This window comes from Achromobacter sp. 1011811831 (genome assembly GCF_059760905.1).
The window spans coordinates 18,656-36,015 of the sequence record NZ_JCBANG010000070.1 but is presented as its reverse complement, the minus strand read 5'-3'; the positions used below and the strand labels follow the sequence as shown (position 1 = coordinate 36,015).

Genomic DNA, 17,360 nt, shown 5'->3' with positions numbered 1-17,360 from the left:
CGGCACGCAAGTGCCGCGGGGCTTTTCTTTTTGCCGGCTATTGCGTGCGCACCGGCATGCTGCAATCGGAAAAAAAGACCTCGCAGGTGCCGCCGCTGACCTGCGCGCATTCATTCAGCGCCAGCCGGGATGCTTCTTCCAGCGTGGCCGCGAACCGGGCGGATGTCCGGTTGTTGCCCCACGCGATCACGCCGCATTGATTGGCATACGACAGGTTCACCTTGCAGTCGCCGCCGCCCTTTTGGGCGCATATTGCCAGCGCGGCTTCTTCGGCCTTCTGGCGGGTCGCCTTGCTGCCCGCGACGCCGGTCTTGCCGGTGACGCTGTCCACGGCGATCGCGCCCCAGCGATCTTCCCAGCGGACGGATGGGGCAGCGGATTCGCCCTGTGTTCCGCCCGGGACTTGGTACAGGCCGGGGATGGGCACGCACCCGCTGGAGCCGGAGCCTGGAGCCGCCGGCGTATAGCCGTCGGCGCAGCCGTTTTTGGCGGCCGCGGGATTCGCAAGGGCCAGGGCCGCGGTCAGCGTTGCCAGCGTCACGGCAAGGAGGTGGAGGATCTTCATAAGCGTCACCCGGTTGGTGGGGGTAGAGGATGCGCAAATTCTAGGGACAGGCCAAGTCGATGGCAATGCTGAATCGGCTGATGTAACGGGATCCCGCGAGCTCGGAAATACTTCTTCAGCTGATCCCGTTTTCATGGGCCTGGCCATCGGATTGGCCTGGGGCCGGTGGGCGCGCGCACCGGCAGGCTGTATATGGGGCGGTGCGCGCAAGCTTGCCGATTTGACAGCCCCACTTGATTGTAAATACAATCTGCCTCGTGAACTTCGCTTTCATCCATTAAAAAAACAAGAACAATCACCCCACGCAGCGGACCTTGCGCATCCTCCTTGTGCGCACCGTCAGGAAGACAACGGCATCTGCGGCATGCGTTTCCCCCATCGAATACATCCGGCCTGGCCGGCATTGCGGGGAAACCGGACGAAGTTCGCATGATCGGTTGGCTGACAGGCCGCTCCGGGAGTCGGACATCATGACGACCAGGCGCATTCCTGATTCATCGGAACAAGGCAATCCGGACACCGTCGCGGGCACCCACGTCGCGTCCGGCGGCGATGGCGCCGACGCATCCCCGCGAGCCGAGTCCGCCGGCGTGCGCCGGCGCGGTCCCCAGAAGGCGCCGCTCAAGCGGGTGGTCACCATCCGCCTGTCGGCGGACGTGGTGGACGCGTTCAAGGCGACCGGCGCCGGGTGGCAGACCCGTGTCGATAGCGCCCTGAAAGACTGGCTCAAGCAGAACCCGCCTTCCTGAGCCGACCGATCATTCCCTCAATCCCAAGGAAAACGCAGTCAATCGAACTTTCGACGGGCGACGCGATGCTGGCGCAAATATCGCCGGCGGCGCGCTGTCGCCCGTAGCGGGGAGGCCATATGCACAAACATACTGAACAATCGATACTTCGCACTTCCATTCTCGTCACCATCGTGGTCGCCGGCAGCGGCATCCTCTTCGGCCTCTTGTCCGGGTCCTTCTCCATCGTGTTCGACGGCGTCTACATGCTGGCGGACGCGGGCATGAGCGGCCTGGCGCTGATCGTCGCCCGTCTCATCGCGCTGTCCACGGCACCTGGCGGTCCGACCGGCAAGCTGCGCGACCGCTTCACCATGGGCTTCTGGCACCTTGAGCCCATGGTGCTGGGCCTGAACAGCCTCATGCTGACCGGGGTCGCCATCTACGCGTTGATCAATGCCGTCGGCAGCCTGATGAAGGGCGGCCGCGACCTGGAGTTCAGCTACGCGATCTTCTATGCCGCCTTCGCGCTGGCGGCCTGCATTGGCATGGCCGTCTACGAAATGCGGGTGAACCGGAAGCTGCGTTCGGAATTCGTGGCGCTGGATGCCAAGGCGTGGATCATGTCGGGCGGGATCACCGCGGCGCTGCTGCTGGCCTTCAGCGTCGGCTATGCCATCGAGGGCACTTCGCTCGACTACCTGACACCCTATATCGACCCGGCCGTGCTGGCGCTGGTGTGCCTGGTGATCATTCCGATGCCCATCGGCACCATACGGCGCGCCCTGGCCGATGTGCTGCTGATCACGCCGCCGGATCTGAAGGAGCATGTGGACGAGGTGGCCAGGACGTTCACGCAGCGCTACGGCTTCACGTCGCATCGTTCCTATGTGGCCAAGGTGGGACGCGGCAGGCAGATCGAGCTGTATTTCATCGTGCCCAAGGACCTGCCGGCCAAGCCGCTGGAGCAATGGGACCGGATCCGCGACGAGGTGAGCCGCGCCGTGGGTGACGACACGCCGGACCGCTGGCTGACCATCGCCTTCACGACGGACCTGGAGTGGGCGGTCTGAGGCGGCGCGGCCGGGCATGCGTTGTCCTGCCGCGCGCTTTGTTCTAGTCTCGTAGCCCTCATGAATGCAAACCGAGGCGGACAGGATGGCTATCGAACTTGAACGGGAACTGCGCGATACGGCGGTCGCGTCGATCCAGCGGTATTTCGACCAGAACATGGAAGAGCCGATCGGCAATATCGCCGCCGGCGCGCTGCTGGGATTCTTCCTGGAGGAAATCGCGCCGGTCGTCTACAACCGCGCGGTTGCCGACGTGCAGGAAAGGCTGCAGGCGCGCGTTGCCGAACTGGACCTGGAAGTCCACGAGGACGAATTCGCCTATTGGCGCAAGCATGACAAGGCCAAGCGCGGCAGGTGACCGGATGCCCTGCGCGGGCGTTGATCCGGCGCCAGGCCGGCGCTGTCTGGAGCCCCGTGGCACGCAAGTGCTCCGGGGCTTTCCTTTGCCCGCGCGCCAGGGAATGGCCGTGTGACGCAGATGTCGAATTCCATTGCCGCTCCCGGCGCCACGTCGGATGGGCGCGACGCGGCCGGGATATGGGATATCCCTAATCCCGGGAAAGTTTGCCAAATCTTGATAACCCGTTGAGTCTTTTGGTCATTAGCATCAAAAGCGTACCTTTCCTGCTTGCGCGCGGCCACTCCGGCAAGTCGGGTCGAGCGCGGCGGAAGGGTACGCAACACCAAGGCTGCGCATGCGGGTGATCCTGCCGGCGCAACCCAGAACATGGCAAGGGGCATGGTCCGCGTCCAGAGGCTTTGATGGCCCGTTCGCGGAAGGTCGCAGGCAAGAACGCGCTGGCTGAGTTGTCCCGAAGGCGGGGGAGCCATCCTCTCCGGCCCGCGGCACGGCGGCGTGGACCCTCGTCACCGGATGCCGTTCGAGCATCGGGACGTCCTATATCAGACTCATCGGGAAACGAAAGCATGTCAAATGTGAATTCCCATCCCCATGGCGAATCGGCCCACGGCGGCCTGAAGAAGACGTTGGGCACCTGGCAGCTGTGGGGCATCGCGGTCGGACTTGTGATCTCCGGCGAGTATTTCGGCTGGAGCTACGGCTGGGCGAAGGCCGGGACGCTGGGCTTTCTGGTCACGTCGGCCTTCGTCGCGGCGATGTACACGACGTTCATCTTCAGCTTCACCGAACTCACCACCTCGATTCCGCACGCGGGCGGGCCTTTCGCCTACGCCAAGCGGGCGTTCGGCCCGGTGGGCGGATACATCGCCGGCATGGCGACGCTGGTCGAATTCGTGTTCGCGCCGCCCGCCATTTCGCTGGCCATCGGCGCCTACCTCCATATCCAGTTTCCCGGGCTTTCGCCCACCACAGCGGCGGTGGGCGCCTATCTCATCTTCATGTCGCTGAACATCGTTGGCGTGCAGATCGCCGCGGCGTTCGAGCTCACGATCACGCTGCTGGCCGTGTTCGAGCTGCTCGTGTTCATGGGCGTCGTGGCTCCGGGATTCCACTGGTCGAACTTCACGCAGGGCGGCTGGGCTGGCGCCGACAGCTTTTCGATGGGCACGTTTGGCGGCATCCTCGGCGCGGTGCCGTTCGCCATCTGGTTCTTCCTTGCGATCGAGGGCGTCGCCATGGCGGCGGAGGAAGCCAAGAATCCCAGGCGTTCGATTCCGATCGCGTACATCACGGGCATCCTGACGCTGGTGGTGCTGGCGATGGGCGTGATGCTGTTCGCGGGCGGCGTGGGCGACTGGAAACTGCTGGCGGACATCAACGATCCGCTGCCGCAGGCGATGAAGCTCATCGTGGGGGAAAACAGCGGCTGGATGCACATGCTGATCTGGCTCGGGCTGTTCGGCCTGGTCGCCTCTTTCCACGGCATCATCCTCGGCTACTCGCGCCAGATCTACGCGCTGGGCCGCGAAGGCTATCTGCCGGCGTGGCTGGCGAAGCTGCATCCGCGCTTCCGGACGCCGCACCGGGCCATCCTGGCCGGCGGCGTGGTCGGCATCATCGCCATCTTCAGCGACCAGTACGTGCAGTTCGCCGGTCAGGCGCTCACCGCGAACATCGTGACGATGTCGGTGTTCGGCGCCATCGTGATGTACATCATCAGCATCCTCTCGCTGTTCAAGCTGAGGAAAACGGAGCCCGGGCTGGCCCGCCCGTTCCGCGCGCCGTTGTATCCCTTCTTCCCAGGGTTTTCCCTGGTGGCGGCCATCGTCTGTCTGGTGACGATGATCTACTATAACCGCGAGGTCGCGCTGCTGTTCGCGGCCTTCATGGCGCTGGGCTACGTCTACTTCCTGATGACCAGGGGAAGGCGCAAGGACGATGCGGCCGAGTTGCTCGAAGAGGCCGTGAGGCCGGAGTAGGGGACATGATGCCAGGCGCCAACCGATTCTTCGTGATGCCAAGCCGGCCGCGGCCTCGACATGGGGCGCTGCCGCAGCCGCCTGATGGCAATCGATGAGGTCGCCACGAGATGCTCGAAACCCCAACATCAGTCCGCGAGTTCAAGGCGCGCCAGATCGTGTCGCACGATGCCGACGAGCAGGCGGCGACCTTGTTCGGCTGGAAGCAGACCTACGACCAGCTGACTCCCGGCCAGTTCGTCGGCAGCCTCACCGAGCTGAATTTCGCGGCCACGCATCTGTTTTGCGAAACGACCAGCCACAAGCTGCATCAGCTGTGCGAGATTCCGGATGGCGCATGGTGGTTCGGCATTCCGGTCGGACGCGATGCCGCCGGCAGCATCCATGCCACGCCCATCTCGACGGAGGTGCTTGCCTTTCGTCCGGGCGGCTGTGAATTCGAACTGCTGACGCCGCCCGACTATTCGATTCTCGGCGTGGTGGTGAACGCGGATGCGCTCATGCGCTATGCCGAGCAGTACTGTGAATCGACGTTGCGGCAGATCCACACCAGCAACGAGATCATCTGTATCGGCGCGCAGAGGCGGCATGCGCTGAGCGAGATGCTGCAGATGATCCTGCGGGAAGGGCGCAGCGCCGCCGATGCCTCGGGGGGCGCCGCGCAGCACAACGTGGAAACGACGATATTCGCCACGCTGGTCGAGTCCGGCGTGCTGCCGACGACGCGCCAGAAGGCCCGCCACATCTCGAGCGCACGCCGGGTCCAGATCGCTTCCGATGCCCGCGATTTCGCGCTGGCCAATCGGGACAGGGCGGTCGGCATCCTGGAACTCTGCGGCGTGCTGCACGTCAGCCGCAGAACGCTTCAATACTGTTTCGAATACGCCTACGACACGACGCCGCAGAACTACCTGCGCGCGTTGCGGCTGAATGGCGTGCGTCGAGAGCTTTCAGCACGCGAGCGCGGCTCGACCACCATCCACCAGGTTGCCTCGTCCTGGGGCTTCTGGCACATGAGCCAGTTTGCCCAGGACTATCGGACGCTGTTCGGCGTGTTGCCTTCCGACACCCTGTTCGCGGGCGGCGCAAGCGCGGGCTGAGCCGGCACCCGCCACATCGCATCGCTGGCATGCCCGCCACGCGAGCGGCGTGGCCATGCGCGCGCGCCGTCGGCGATTGCAATCGCGCTCGATTCGCCCTGCTCGTGGTTAACCAGTAGAGGGCGATTCTTTGCCAAAAGTCGATACCTGTCGTGCGATGCCCCTCATTACCATGGACGCATCGAAAGTGCGGGGCGACAAGGCCGCCGCGTTCGATGGGCTTGTATCGAAGACAGCAAAAGTGGAGACGTTTATCGTGGACGCGAAGGGTAAGTCGGGTATCGATATCAAGACGGTCGAGGACGCCATTCGATTGGTCGAGGCCAGCAAGCTGACTCACATCAAGGTGGGGCTGTCCGACGTCGACGGCATCCTGCGCGGCAAGTATCTGCGCAAGGACAAGTTCGTCAGCGCGTTGCGCTCGGGGTTCGCGTTCTGCAGCGTGGTGCTGGGATGGGACGCCGACGACCAGATGTACGACAACGCGTCGTACACGGGCTGGCACACGGCCTACCCGGATGCGCAGGTCCGCATCATCCCGCAAAGCTGCCGCCGCCTGCCGCTGGAAATCATGAACGGCGAGCCGATGCTGTTCTTCCTGGCAGAGTTCGCCGGCGATGCCGAGGAGATCTGCCCGCGCGGCGTCCTGCGCCGGGTGATCAAGCGCGCCGCCGACCTGGGCTATGACGTGTACTCGGCGCTGGAATACGAGTTCTTCGTGTTCGAGGAAACGCCTCACAGCGTGCGCGAGAAGAACTACCAGAACCTCAAGAGCTGGACGCCCGGCAACTTCGGCTATTCGATCCTGCGCAGCACGGTGAACAGCGATTTCTATCGCGACCTCATCGACATGACCGAGACCATGGACATGCCGATCGAGGGGCTGCATACCGAGACGGGGCCCGGCGTGTTGGAGGCCGCGCTGGCGGTCGACGAAGCCTTGGCGATGGCCGACAAGGCCATGCTGTTCAAGTGCTTCACCAAGGCCCTGGCCCAGCGCAACGGCCTGATGGCCACGTTCATGGCGAAATGGTCGCACAACGAGCCCGGCCAGAGCGGCCACATCCATATGTCGCTGCGCGAGAAGGAATCGAGGAAGTCGGCGTTCCACGATGAATCGCGGCCGCACAACATGAGCGTGGTGCAGGAGCAGTTCATCGCCGGCGTCCAGCAATTCCTGCCGGAATTCATGAGCATGTACGGGCAGACGGTGAATAGCTACTCACGCCTGGTGCCGGGTTATTGGGCGCCGCTGGACGCCACCTGGGGCGTGGAAAACCGCACCACGGCCTTGCGCCTGATTCCGGGCACGGAAAAGTCGCAGCGCGTCGAGGTGCGCATCGGCTCCGCGGACGCGAACCCGTACATCGCCCTGGCCGCGGCCCTGGGCGCGGGTCTCTACGGCATCGAGCACAAGCTGAAACTCCAGCCCATCGTCACGGGCAATGCCTACACGCAGCAGTTTCCCGATCATCTGAAGCTGCCCAGCTCGCTATGGGACGCGGCGCAGCGCCTGCGCGGATCGGAAGTGGGGCGCGAGTTGTTCGGCGATGCGTTCGTCGAGCATTTCGTGGCCACGCGCGAGTGGGAGGAGCGTCAGTTCCGCCGTCATGTGACGGACTGGGAGCTCAAGCGCTATTTCGAAATCATCTAGTTTCCAGTCATCGAGATACCGTCATGAAAAAGCAACTGACCACCATCAGCCCCATCGATGGCAGCGCATACGTCCAGCGCGACCTGGCGACGGACACGCAGATCGCGCAGGCGCTGACGCGCGCGCACGAAGTCCAGAAGGACTGGGCCAGGCAGCCGATCGCGCATCGCGTCAGGATCCTGAGCGCCGCGATCGACCGCTTTGTCGCCAACAAGGAGACCATCGCCGAAGGCATCACGCGCCAGATGGGGCGGCCGATACGCTATGCCGGCGGCGAGGTGGACGGATTCGCCGCGCGCGCCCGCCACATGCTGTCGATCGCCGAGGCGTCGCTGCGGCCGATCCAGGTGCCGCCGCAGGAAGGCTATACCCGCTACATCACGCGCGAACCGGTAGGCGTGGTCTTCACGATCGCGCCGTGGAACTACCCGCTGCTGACGGCGGTGAACAGCATCGTGCCGGCGCTGGCGGCCGGCAATGCGGTCATCCTGAAACACTCGGACCAGACGCCGCTGTGCGCCGAATGGATCCACCAGGCTTTCGTCGAGGCCGATCTGCCGCCGGGACTGTTCCAGTACCTGCATGTCGACCATGATGCCGTTCGCCGCATCATCGAATCGAACCAGGTCAACTTCGTCTGCTTCACGGGATCGGTGTCCGGCGGTCGCGCCATCGAGCAGGCGGCCGCCGGCCGCTTCATCGGCGTCGGCCTGGAACTGGGCGGCAATGATCCGGCCTATGTGCGCGACGACGCCAACCTCGGCCATGCCGTCGAGACGCTGGTGGACGGCGCGTTCTTCAACAGCGGGCAGTCCTGCTGCGGCATCCAGCGCATCTACGTCGCGCAGCGCCACTATGACGCGTTCGTCCAGCGCGCCGTGGCCCTGACGAACCAGTATGTGCTGGGTAATCCCCTGGATCCGGCGACGACGCTGGGCCCGGTGGTACGCAGCTCGGCGGCGGACGGCGTGCGCGCCGTCATTGCGGACGCGCTGGCAAAGGGCGCGAAGAATCTCATCGATCCGCAGGCGTTCGGCAGGGCCGGCGATGGCGGACCGTATCTGGCGCCGGGACTGTTCGTCAACGTGGATCACACGATGACGCTGATGAACGACGAGTGCTTCGGCCCGGTCGTCGGCATCATGCCGGTTCGGGACGACGAACAGGCGATCGCGCTGATGAATTCCAGCCCCTACGGCCTGACCGCCAGCGTATTCACCACCGACGAACAGGCGGCGATCGGCATCGGCCAGCGCCTGGAGACGGGCACGTTCTTCATGAACCGCTGCGACTACCTGGATCCGGCGCTGGCATGGACCGGCGTAAAGAACACGGGGCGCGGGGCCACGCTCTCGCAGGTCGGTTATGAGCATCTGACCCGTCCGAAGTCCTTCCATCTGAAACTGCACGTCCAACCCTAGTCCTTGAGAAGAACATGACTCTCCCGATTGCAAACTGGAACTATCCGACCTCGGTCAAGGTGGGCGCGGGACGCGCTAGCGAACTGCCGCAATGGTGTGCCAGCCTGGGCATGAAGCGGCCGCTGCTGGTGACGGACCCGGGGCTGGCGACGTTGCCGATGACGGTGAAGCTGCTGGATTCATGCCGCGCGGCGGGCCTGGATGCGGGCCTGTTCCATGCCATCAAGGGCAATCCGACCGGCAAGAACGTCGACGACGGCGTGGCGGCGTTCAAGGCCGGCGGCCACGATGGCGTCATCGCATTCGGCGGCGGCTCCGCGCTCGATGCCGCCAAGGCCATCGCCTTGATGGCGGGCCAGGACAGGCCGCTCTGGGATTTCGAGGACGTCGGTGACAACTACCTGCGGGTGAACGTCGCGGGCATGGCGCCCGTGGTCGCCATTCCGACGACGGCCGGCACCGGCTCGGAAGTCGGCCGCGCCTCGGTCATCACCGATGAACGCGAGCACGTCAAGCGCATCATCTTCCACGCGAAGATGCTGCCGGCGGTGGTCATCCTGGACCCGGAACTGACGGTCGGCCTGCCGCCGAAGATCACGGCCGCCACCGGCATGGACGCCCTGTCGCACAGCCTGGAGGCGTATTGTTCGCCGTTCTACCATCCGATGGCCGTCGGCATCGCGGTGGAAGGCATCCGTCTCGTCAAGGACTATCTGCCGCGCGCCTGCGAGAACGGCGCGGACCTGGAGGCGCGCCTGCAAATGCTGGTGGCCTCGAGCATGGGCGCGACGGCGTTCCAGCGCGGCCTGGGCGCGATGCACGCGCTGGCGCACCCGCTGGGCGCGCTGTACGACGCGCATCACGGCCTGCTCAACGCGATCCTGATGCCATACGTGCTGCGCGCCAACGAGAGCGTCATCGCTGAACGCATCGGCCTGCTGGCGCGCTATCTGGAGCTGCCGGATCCGTCGTTCGACAGCTTCCTGGATTGGGTGCTGGCGTTGCGCGCCAGCCTGGGCATTCCGCACACGCTCGCGGAGATCGGCATCGACGCGAAGGAGGCGGAACGCATCGGCAGGATGGCGCATGCCGACGGCTCGGCCGGCACCAATCCGATTCCGTTCACGCCGCAGGCGTATGCGGGCATCCTGGTGAACGCGGTCGAAGGCGTGTTGTAGCGCCCCGGGCGGCAGGTGAGGGGCGGCGATGGCAAGAATCGGGATCGGCGGCTTTCTGCATGAGACCAACACGTTCGCCGACAGTCGAGCGGACTTCCGGACGTTCGTCGAGGCGGATGCCTGGCCGGGCCTGTTGATCGGCGACGAGATGATCGCGGCGGTCAGCGGCGTCAACCTTGCCACCGACGGATTCATTCAAGCCGCGCGGCGGCATCACGAGCTGGCGCCGCTGGTGTGGGCATCGGCGAACCCCAGCGGCCCCGTGACGCGGGATGCGTTCGAAGCGATGTGGTTCCTGTTCGAGCGGGCGCTGCGGGACGCGGGCAGGCTGGACGCGTTGTTTCTCGATTTGCACGGCGCGATGGTGACCGAGCACCTGGAGGACGGCGAGGGCGAGTGGCTGCGGCGCGTTCGGGTGTTGGTCGGAGACGCCCTGCCGATCGTCGTGGCGCTGGACTTTCATGCCAACATCACGCCCGAAATGGTCGAGCGCGCCACGGCGCTCATCGTGTATCGCAGCTATCCGCACGTCGACATGGCGGCCTCGGGGCAGCGGGCCTATGCGGTCCTGGCCCGATTGCTGGCGGGCGAGCGGCTGCATCGTGCGTATCGGCAAGTTCCGTTCATCATCTCCATGCCCTGGCAGAGCACGCTGGCAAGCCCGATGGCCGGGATAGCGGAACGGGTCAGGGCGCTTGCCACCGCCGGCATCGCCAGTCTGGACTTCGCGCCCGGCTTTCCGCTGGCCGATATCCCTCATTGCGGTCCGTCCATCGTGGCCTACGCAATGGACGGCGAGGACGCCGAACGGGTCGTGGCGGAGCTGTATCGGGACATCGTCCGGAGGAAGGCGGAATTCGGCGGGAAGCTCCATTCGGTCGACGAGGCCGTGCGCGCCGCCGGCGCGTTTGTCGCGGCCGGAGACGGTGGAACCCTGATCCTGGCCGACACCCAGGACAATCCGGGCGGCGGCGCGCCCGGCAATACCACGGACCTCATACATGCCTTGATCCGCGAGCAGGTCGCAGCGGCCTGCGCCGGGGTGGTTTGCGACCCGGCCTTCGTCCAGGCGGCGATCCGCGCAGGCGTGGGCGGCGCCATGACGGCGGCGCTCGGCGGCCAGGGCGGCACGGGGGCGGGGCCGGTGCAAGCCCGGTTCGAGGTGCTTGCCGTCGGCGACGGACGATTCGTGGGGACCGGGCCGTTCTATTCGGGCTGCCGCATGGACCTTGGGCCCATGGCCCGTGTGCGCATTGCAGACGGGGCTGGCCTGGAGATCATCGTGTCGAGCCGCAAGCAGCAGGCAGCCGATCGCGAGATGTTCCGGCATGTCGGCGCCGACCCGGCGCGGTATCGGGTGCTGGCGCTGAAAAGCTCGGTGCATTTCCGCGCCGATTTCGGCAGCCTTGCCCGGGAGATCCTGGTCGTCGAGGCGCCGGGCGTCAACACCGCGAACCTGCGCACGCTGACCTTCAGCAAGCTCCGCGACGGCGTCGAGATCCTGTAGCGGCGTCGGGCGCGGGTTTCAATGGCAAAGAAAACGCCCCAGGCAACCGCACGTTGCCTGGGGCGCAGTGCCACCGGTTACGGGCGGGGGATGCCAGGAACGGTAGCAGGGAAAGCTTAGCAAGCGCGGGGGCGCAGGGTATGAAGTTGTGTGAAGGATTGTTGTGGTTGTGAATCTGCGACCGAGCCTGGCATTCAGCGGACGAACTTGATGTAGACGAGTTCAGGGTCGCCTTCGTCCAGGTTCTCGATCATGCCGCTGGGCACGAAACCGGCCTTGGCCATCAGGCGCTGGGCGGCGACATTGGACTGGTTGGTCGACGTGAAAAGCTTGGCTGTATCGCAAGCGGCCACGGCCGCTTGCAACAGGCGCAGCGCCACGCCCTGGCGCCGGCAGGCGGCGGCGACGACGATGAGCGACACGAAGCCGTGCCCGAAAAAGCCGTGGTCCTGCATCACATAGCCCACGATGCGGCCGGCGTCGACCGCGACCCGGCATTGTCCCTGTTCGACGGCCAGCGTGATCTGCCTGGCGCGCGCGGGATCCGCCAGGGCCAGGGCGTCGACCGCGAGCATGGCTGGGGTGTCCGTCGGCGTCGCCACGCGGACCTCTTGCGTATCCTGGGGCGGCGCGGTCTGGCCGGATGCGCGGATCGAAGGCGCGCCAGGCAAGGACAGCATCCAGAATCCGTCTGCGCCGTCTGCTTCGCGCGGCGGCTGCACGGCCGCCTGCGGCGCGACCCTGCGCCAGAAGCTCAGCGCGCCGGCGTTGTCGGCCATCACGCCGATGCGCCAGGGGCCCGGGTGGGCGGCGAACAACGCGCGCGCCGCCCGCGCGCCCAGGCCCCGTCCGCGGAATTCCGGCAACACGCAGAACTCGGCCATTTCGAAGGCGCGGCTGTCGGGCAGTTGCCGGACCAGCGCGAAGCCGGCGGTCCGACCCTGCTCGCGGATCAGATAGGGAAAGCGGCCGGCTTCCGTCCAATACAGCGGCAGGTATGGGTAGTCGGGGTCCGCGCCCAGGCCGCGCAGGTAGTCGGGCAGCAGGGCGGCGAGTTCATCTCGCGCCGGGCCGCTGGAGGGAACGCGTTCGAGCGTGATCGTCATCGCCGGATCCGGGCCGTCTCAGTCGCCGGCCAGTTCGCGCAGTTCCAGCGCGCGGGCGATGTTCAGCAGCATGGGGCAATGACCGTACATCGGGGAGCCCACATAGGACGTGGCGAGCGCGCAATGGCCGTTGCGGTACTGCAGCCAGGCCTTCTGTGTCTGCTCCAGCTTGTCGGCATCCTCGGGCGCTTCCTGCGCGAGCTTGGCATGCAGCCGCGCATAGAGCGTGTTGATCTCGCGCTTGACCTGCCCAGAGACCGACTCCGAACAGCTCAGCACCGATGTGTTGTTGACCGCGCCGGCCTCGGTCAGGCAGCGGCCGTACAGGTTGTTGTAGTCGACTGCCGGCGCGGCGATGGCGGCCAGGGGCAGCAGCAGGGGCAGGGCGTGGAGCAGGCGGGAGATCGGGTTGGGCATGATTCGTTGTCGGCGTCGTAGCAGCTGGCCAGGTCGGGATCTTCGTACAGCAAGTCGGAAGGCGTGGATAATCGCAGAATGTTGCGTGGCCGGATCGGCCGGCCGCCGCTGAACCATAACCGAATCAGGAAGAGCCATGAAATTCGGCTACACCATTATCTATGTGCCGGATGTCCCGGCCTCGCTGCGGTTTTTCGAGCAGGCCTTCGGCCTTGCGCGCCGTTTCCTGCACGAATCGAACACCTACGGCGAACTGGATACCGGCGAAACCACGCTGGCCTTCGCCGCGAATGAGCTGGCCGACATGCATTTCGATGGCGGAGTGGTACAGGCGGCCACATCGGCCAGGCCGCTGGGCATGGAAATCGCCTTCGTGACGCAGGACGTGGCCGCCGCGCACGCCCGCGCGGTCGACGCCGGCGCTACCGAGCTCAGCGCGCCGGAAACCAAGCCGTGGGGCCAGGTGGTGTCCTACGTCCGATGCCCGGACGGATCGCTGGTCGAACTGTGCAGCCCGATCCAGGGATGAGGTGCCGGCCCGCGCGCCTCAGGCCCGCAGGTCCAGCAGATAGCCGGTGCTCTTGAGGAACTCGCCGGCCGCGATACGGTATTCCCCCAACCGCCATTCCGGATTCTGCGGAATGCTGCGCTCGAACGCATGCAGCAGCGTGCGCCAGTCGCCGTCGTTCAGCAGCGCCGCCTTGAAGGCTTCGAACGCGCGCGGCTGCACCACGCCCATCAGGGCGGCCGTGGCGCGGTCCGACGGGCGCATTTCCATCTGGCCGTTGCTGTAGCGCACGCTGGGCAGGTCGACGATGGTGCCGGCCGGCAGCTCGCGGGCCGGACTGGCGGCCAGGGGCTGGCCGGACATAGGGGCCAGCGGCCGCGTCGGGCCGTCAACGAATTGCGCGGGTTTGGACTGATACAGGTTTGGCAGCGCGGCGGAGGCATCCGGGATGGACATGAAATCGGTTCCGAATTGGCGATATCTGGAGCTTACGTTGCCGGGTTGACGGCAATCCGCGAGGCGACTTAAGGCTGCCTCCCGGCGCTGTGGCGCCGGCGCCGACTTTGCAATGCTTTGAAGTCTGGGATCGCGCGGCGCGATATCGTTGGATTTTCAGTCCAGGGGCCTCAATCATGCATGCATTGTCGAAACGGTGCGGAGCCGAGTTTTTCGGAACTTTCTGGTTGGTGCTGGGCGGCTGCGGCGCGGCGGTGCTGGCGGCCGGCGTGCCCGACGTGGGTATCGGCTATGCGGGCGTCGCCCTGGCGTTCGGCCTGACGGTGCTGACCATGGCCTTCGCCGTGGGCCATATCTCGGGCGGGCATTTCAATCCGGCGGTGACCGTGGGGCTGGTGGCGGGCGGGCGCTTTCCCGCCCGGGAGGTCCTGCCCTATGTGGTGGCCCAGGTGCTGGGCGCCGTCGCGGCTGCGGCGGTGCTGGCCTGCATCGCCACCGGCAAGACGGGGTTCGACCTGCAGACCAGCGGCTTCGCCGCCAATGGCTATGGCGACCATTCCCCCGGCAAGTATTCGCTGGCGGCGGCCTTCACCGCCGAGCTGGTGCTGACCGCCGGCTTCATCTTCGTGATCCTGGGCGCCACGAGCAAGCGCGCGCCCGCGGGATTCGCGGGCATTCCCATCGGCCTGGCCCTGACGCTGATCCATCTGGTCAGCATCCCGGTGACCAACACCTCGGTGAATCCGGCGCGTTCGACCGGTCCGGCGCTGTTCGTCGGCGGCTGGGCGGTGGAGCAGCTGTGGCTGTTCTGGGTGGCGCCGATCGCCGGCGCCGTGGTGGGCGCGATCGCCTACCGCCTGGTCAGCCGGCCCGAGAACGAGTAAGCAGGATCGCCGACGGCCCAGGTGCAGGGCCGGCTTGCGCCTTGCGGCGTCCTGGCGGGACTCAGGACGCCGTAAGTCGCCGCTCGATACGCTCATGGACTCCGCCACTTTCCGGGCCTGATCCGTGAATCCCCTTCCTTTGTCCGGCGACGCTGGCTCGCCGACGCGCTACGACACGCCCACCATCCTGTTGCATTGGCTGACGGCCCTGCTCGTGGTCGGCCTGTTCGCCCTGGCCCAGGTATGGGACGCGCTGCCGCGCGGCACGCCCACGCGCAAATTGCTGCAGTCGCTGCATGTTTCCTTCGGCCTGCTGTTCGCGGCCGTGCTGGCGGCGCGCATCGTCTGGCGCTGGACGGCAGGGCGGCGTCTGCCGCGAGCGTCCGGCGGATTCTGGGGGCTGGCCGGCTCGAGCATGCATGTCCTGCTCTATGTATTGATGGCGGCGCAAGTCGTGCTGGGTTTCCTGTTCCGCTGGGCGCAGGGTGAAGCGTTCACCTTTTTCGGCCTGTTCGATGTGCCCACGCTGATCCATATCGATCGCGAGCAGCGCCGCGCCATCGGTGGCCTGCACGACACGGTGGCCTGGACGATCATCATCCTGGCAGGCTGTCATGCGCTGGCGGGGCTGGCGCATCACTACTGGTTGAAGGACGGGATCCTGCGCCGGATGCTGCCGTGGCGCTGAGCGCCGCGCCGCGGGCGGAATCCGGGGCGGGGCGGTCGCAGGTTGTACATTACGCACTGTCGTCTGCTCCATTTCTTACAGGATTCCCTCATGAGCGCCCCTGAAGTCCTCATTTCTTCCTCGATTGCCTGCGCCAACGACCGGCCCTTCGTGCTGTTCGGCGGCATCAATGTCCTGGAATCGAAGGACCTGGCGTTGCGCGCCTGCGAGGAATACCAGCGCGTCACGTCCAAGCTCGGCATTCCCTATGTGTTCAAGGCCTCGTTCGACAAGGCCAACCGATCCTCGATCCATTCGTATCGCGGTCCGGGGCTGGAAGAAGGCCTGAAGATCTTCGAGGCCGTGAAGAACACGTTCGGCGTGCCCGTCATCACCGACGTGCACGAGCCCTGGCAGGCCGCACCGGTGGCCGAGGTGGTCGACGTGCTGCAGCTGCCGGCCTTCCTGGCGCGGCAGACCGACCTGGTGGTGGCGCTGGCCAAGACCCAGCGCATCGTCAACATCAAGAAGCCGCAATTCCTGAGCCCGGGCCAGGTGCTGAACATCGTCGAGAAATTCGTCGAGGCCGGCAATGACCAGCTGATCCTGTGCGATCGCGGCACGAACTTCGGTTACGACAATCTGGTCGTCGACATGCTGGGATTCGGCGTGATGAAGAAAGTCACTGGCAACCGTCCCGTGATCTTCGACGTGACGCATGCGCTGCAGCAGCGCTCGTCGCTGGACGCCGCCTCGGGCGGACGCCGCGAACAGGTGGCCGACCTGGCGCGCGCCGGCATGGGCGTGGGGCTGGCCGGCCTGTTCCTGGAGGCCCATCCTGATCCCAGGAACGCCAAGTGCGACGGCCCCAGCGCCTTGCCGCTGGACAAGCTGGAGCCGTTCCTGACCCAGCTCAAGCAGCTGGACGACCTGGTGAAATCCTTTGCGCCCATCGACATCGAACCCTGAGCCGGCTGTCACGCTCGTACAGTCATGCTGTTATACGATCCTGGCCGGATGCTAAGGAGGCCAGGATGTCTTTGTACGTGATCGTCGCCGTCCGCAAGGAGCCGCTCAGCGGCCATGTGGCCTATGTGCGCTGGGGGCAGGCCGAGCGCGGCGTGCCGGGCTGGGTCAGCGAGCCGGTCACGGCGGCCGCGTCCGAAGTCATCGAGCTGATCAGGCAGGGGGCGGAAGTGGAGACGGCATTCAGCGTCGAGGGCACGTCGGTGGCGTCGCGACCGGTGCGCGTGCTGACTGACGACGAGGGGCGTGAGCGGCTGGCCTCGGCGCCGGCGCCCAGCTCCACGCTGCACACCTTGTTCGACCTGCCGGAGTTCTAGCCCGGCGGGCGGGCCGCGCGTGGCGGCGGCCCGAGATCGATCAGAACAGGCACTGCCGCAGGGCGAACCTGCGGCCGAAGGCATGCACCTGGTCGCCGTCGAACGAGGCGCCCAGATCCCAGCGCCCGCCGCGCGTCACCAGGATGGACTGGCCGGAGCAGGCATGCCGGAAGGCGAACAGCCAGAAGGCGCCTTCCGATCCGACAGGCTCCAGGTCGTGCGGGCCGATCATCAACCGGTTCGGCCGCGGGGTCGCGCCCAGCGTCCAGCGCAATGCGATCGCCAGGAAGGCGAAGCGCGCCGAGAGGGAGGATGGTTGCACGCGCAGCATGCGGATCGTCTCTTTCATGGCCTCTACCCGATCTTGCATCCAGGGTGGGGCCAGCGTATCAAAGATGATCCGGGCCTTCCAT

Annotated in this window: 19 protein-coding genes; 14 read left to right on the top strand and 5 right to left on the bottom strand. The window is 66.0% G+C overall.

Annotated features, from left to right (window positions below; translation table 11 throughout):
- Window positions 1-37: 37 nt before the first annotated feature.
- Window positions 38-700, bottom strand: coding sequence for a DUF4189 domain-containing protein (locus tag AC6LJ9_RS22545; RefSeq protein WP_498149266.1), 663 nt, complete (start codon window positions 698-700; stop codon window positions 38-40).
- Window positions 701-1,035: 335 nt separating this feature from the next.
- Here AC6LJ9_RS22545 and AC6LJ9_RS22540 point away from each other — a divergent pair, with 335 nt between their 5' ends.
- The 9 genes from AC6LJ9_RS22540 (at window position 1,036) to AC6LJ9_RS22500 (ending at window position 11,566) form a co-directional block, all read left to right on the top strand.
- On the top strand, window positions 1,036-1,314 hold the full coding sequence (locus AC6LJ9_RS22540; protein WP_498149265.1) for a BrnA antitoxin family protein: 279 nt from the start codon (window positions 1,036-1,038) through the stop codon (window positions 1,312-1,314).
- Between the two features lie 119 nt (window positions 1,315-1,433).
- Entirely contained in the window at window positions 1,434-2,366 is a 933-nt protein-coding gene (locus AC6LJ9_RS22535; protein ID WP_498149264.1) for a cation diffusion facilitator family transporter, read from the top strand.
- 85 nt (window positions 2,367-2,451) lie between these two features.
- On the top strand, window positions 2,452-2,724 hold the full coding sequence (locus tag AC6LJ9_RS22530; RefSeq protein WP_498149263.1) for a DUF2164 domain-containing protein: 273 nt from the start codon (window positions 2,452-2,454) through the stop codon (window positions 2,722-2,724).
- Window positions 2,725-3,293: 569 nt separating this feature from the next.
- A complete protein-coding gene (eat, locus tag AC6LJ9_RS22525; protein ID WP_498149262.1) occupies window positions 3,294-4,706 on the top strand; it encodes an ethanolamine permease in 1,413 nt (470 codons plus the stop codon).
- 110 nt (window positions 4,707-4,816) lie between these two features.
- The gene (locus AC6LJ9_RS22520) at window positions 4,817-5,806 is read left to right on the top strand and encodes a helix-turn-helix domain-containing protein (protein WP_212312566.1); all 990 of its coding nucleotides are present in this window, start codon (window positions 4,817-4,819) and stop codon (window positions 5,804-5,806) included.
- A 256-nt stretch (window positions 5,807-6,062) separates the two neighbouring features.
- On the top strand, window positions 6,063-7,460 hold the full coding sequence (locus AC6LJ9_RS22515) for a glutamine synthetase family protein (protein WP_349291592.1): 1,398 nt from the start codon (window positions 6,063-6,065) through the stop codon (window positions 7,458-7,460).
- A 23-nt stretch (window positions 7,461-7,483) separates the two neighbouring features.
- Window positions 7,484-8,881 carry an aldehyde dehydrogenase family protein gene (locus AC6LJ9_RS22510; protein ID WP_498149261.1) on the top strand — a complete coding sequence of 466 codons (1,398 nt, stop codon included), beginning with the start codon at window positions 7,484-7,486 and terminating at the stop codon, window positions 8,879-8,881.
- Between the two features lie 14 nt (window positions 8,882-8,895).
- Window positions 8,896-10,059 (top strand): iron-containing alcohol dehydrogenase, encoded by a 1,164-nt coding sequence (locus tag AC6LJ9_RS22505; protein ID WP_498149260.1) that lies wholly within the window; start codon window positions 8,896-8,898, stop codon window positions 10,057-10,059.
- A gap of 28 nt (window positions 10,060-10,087) precedes the next feature.
- Window positions 10,088-11,566 carry a M81 family metallopeptidase gene (locus AC6LJ9_RS22500; RefSeq protein ID WP_498149259.1) on the top strand — a complete coding sequence of 493 codons (1,479 nt, stop codon included), beginning with the start codon at window positions 10,088-10,090 and terminating at the stop codon, window positions 11,564-11,566.
- Window positions 11,567-11,760: 194 nt separating this feature from the next.
- On the opposite strand, the gene AC6LJ9_RS22495 is transcribed toward AC6LJ9_RS22500, so the two are convergent.
- Together AC6LJ9_RS22495 and AC6LJ9_RS22490 are read right to left on the bottom strand one after the other, a co-directional pair.
- On the bottom strand, window positions 11,761-12,672 hold the full coding sequence (locus AC6LJ9_RS22495; protein WP_498149258.1) for a GNAT family N-acetyltransferase: 912 nt from the start codon (window positions 12,670-12,672) through the stop codon (window positions 11,761-11,763).
- An 18-nt stretch (window positions 12,673-12,690) separates the two neighbouring features.
- Complete coding sequence (locus tag AC6LJ9_RS22490) at window positions 12,691-13,089, bottom strand: lysozyme inhibitor LprI family protein (protein WP_498149257.1); 399 nt, start codon at window positions 13,087-13,089, stop codon at window positions 12,691-12,693.
- Between the two features lie 136 nt (window positions 13,090-13,225).
- On the opposite strand from AC6LJ9_RS22490, the gene AC6LJ9_RS22485 reads away from it, so the two are divergent.
- Window positions 13,226-13,618 carry a VOC family protein gene (locus AC6LJ9_RS22485; RefSeq protein WP_212312574.1) on the top strand — a complete coding sequence of 131 codons (393 nt, stop codon included), beginning with the start codon at window positions 13,226-13,228 and terminating at the stop codon, window positions 13,616-13,618.
- A gap of 18 nt (window positions 13,619-13,636) precedes the next feature.
- On the opposite strand, the gene AC6LJ9_RS22480 is transcribed toward AC6LJ9_RS22485, so the two are convergent.
- On the bottom strand, window positions 13,637-14,053 hold the full coding sequence (locus AC6LJ9_RS22480) for a hypothetical protein (protein WP_212312576.1): 417 nt from the start codon (window positions 14,051-14,053) through the stop codon (window positions 13,637-13,639).
- Window positions 14,054-14,229: 176 nt separating this feature from the next.
- On the opposite strand from AC6LJ9_RS22480, the gene aqpZ reads away from it, so the two are divergent.
- The 4 genes from aqpZ (at window position 14,230) to AC6LJ9_RS22460 (ending at window position 16,947) form a co-directional block, all read left to right on the top strand.
- The gene (gene aqpZ / locus AC6LJ9_RS22475; protein ID WP_498149256.1) at window positions 14,230-14,937 is read left to right on the top strand and encodes an aquaporin Z; all 708 of its coding nucleotides are present in this window, start codon (window positions 14,230-14,232) and stop codon (window positions 14,935-14,937) included.
- 124 nt (window positions 14,938-15,061) lie between these two features.
- Window positions 15,062-15,625: a cytochrome b gene (locus AC6LJ9_RS22470; RefSeq protein WP_212312581.1), complete on the top strand. Its 564-nt coding sequence runs from the start codon at window positions 15,062-15,064 to the stop codon at window positions 15,623-15,625.
- A gap of 90 nt (window positions 15,626-15,715) precedes the next feature.
- Window positions 15,716-16,573 carry a 3-deoxy-8-phosphooctulonate synthase gene (gene kdsA / locus AC6LJ9_RS22465; protein ID WP_212312582.1) on the top strand — a complete coding sequence of 286 codons (858 nt, stop codon included), beginning with the start codon at window positions 15,716-15,718 and terminating at the stop codon, window positions 16,571-16,573.
- A 65-nt stretch (window positions 16,574-16,638) separates the two neighbouring features.
- Complete coding sequence (locus tag AC6LJ9_RS22460; RefSeq protein WP_103275086.1) at window positions 16,639-16,947, top strand: carbohydrate isomerase; 309 nt, start codon at window positions 16,639-16,641, stop codon at window positions 16,945-16,947.
- A gap of 40 nt (window positions 16,948-16,987) precedes the next feature.
- Here the strand turns inward: AC6LJ9_RS22460 and AC6LJ9_RS22455 are convergent, their stop codons facing one another.
- Window positions 16,988-17,296, bottom strand: coding sequence for a hypothetical protein (locus tag AC6LJ9_RS22455; RefSeq protein ID WP_212312583.1), 309 nt, complete (start codon window positions 17,294-17,296; stop codon window positions 16,988-16,990).
- Window positions 17,297-17,360: the final 64 nt, after the last annotated feature.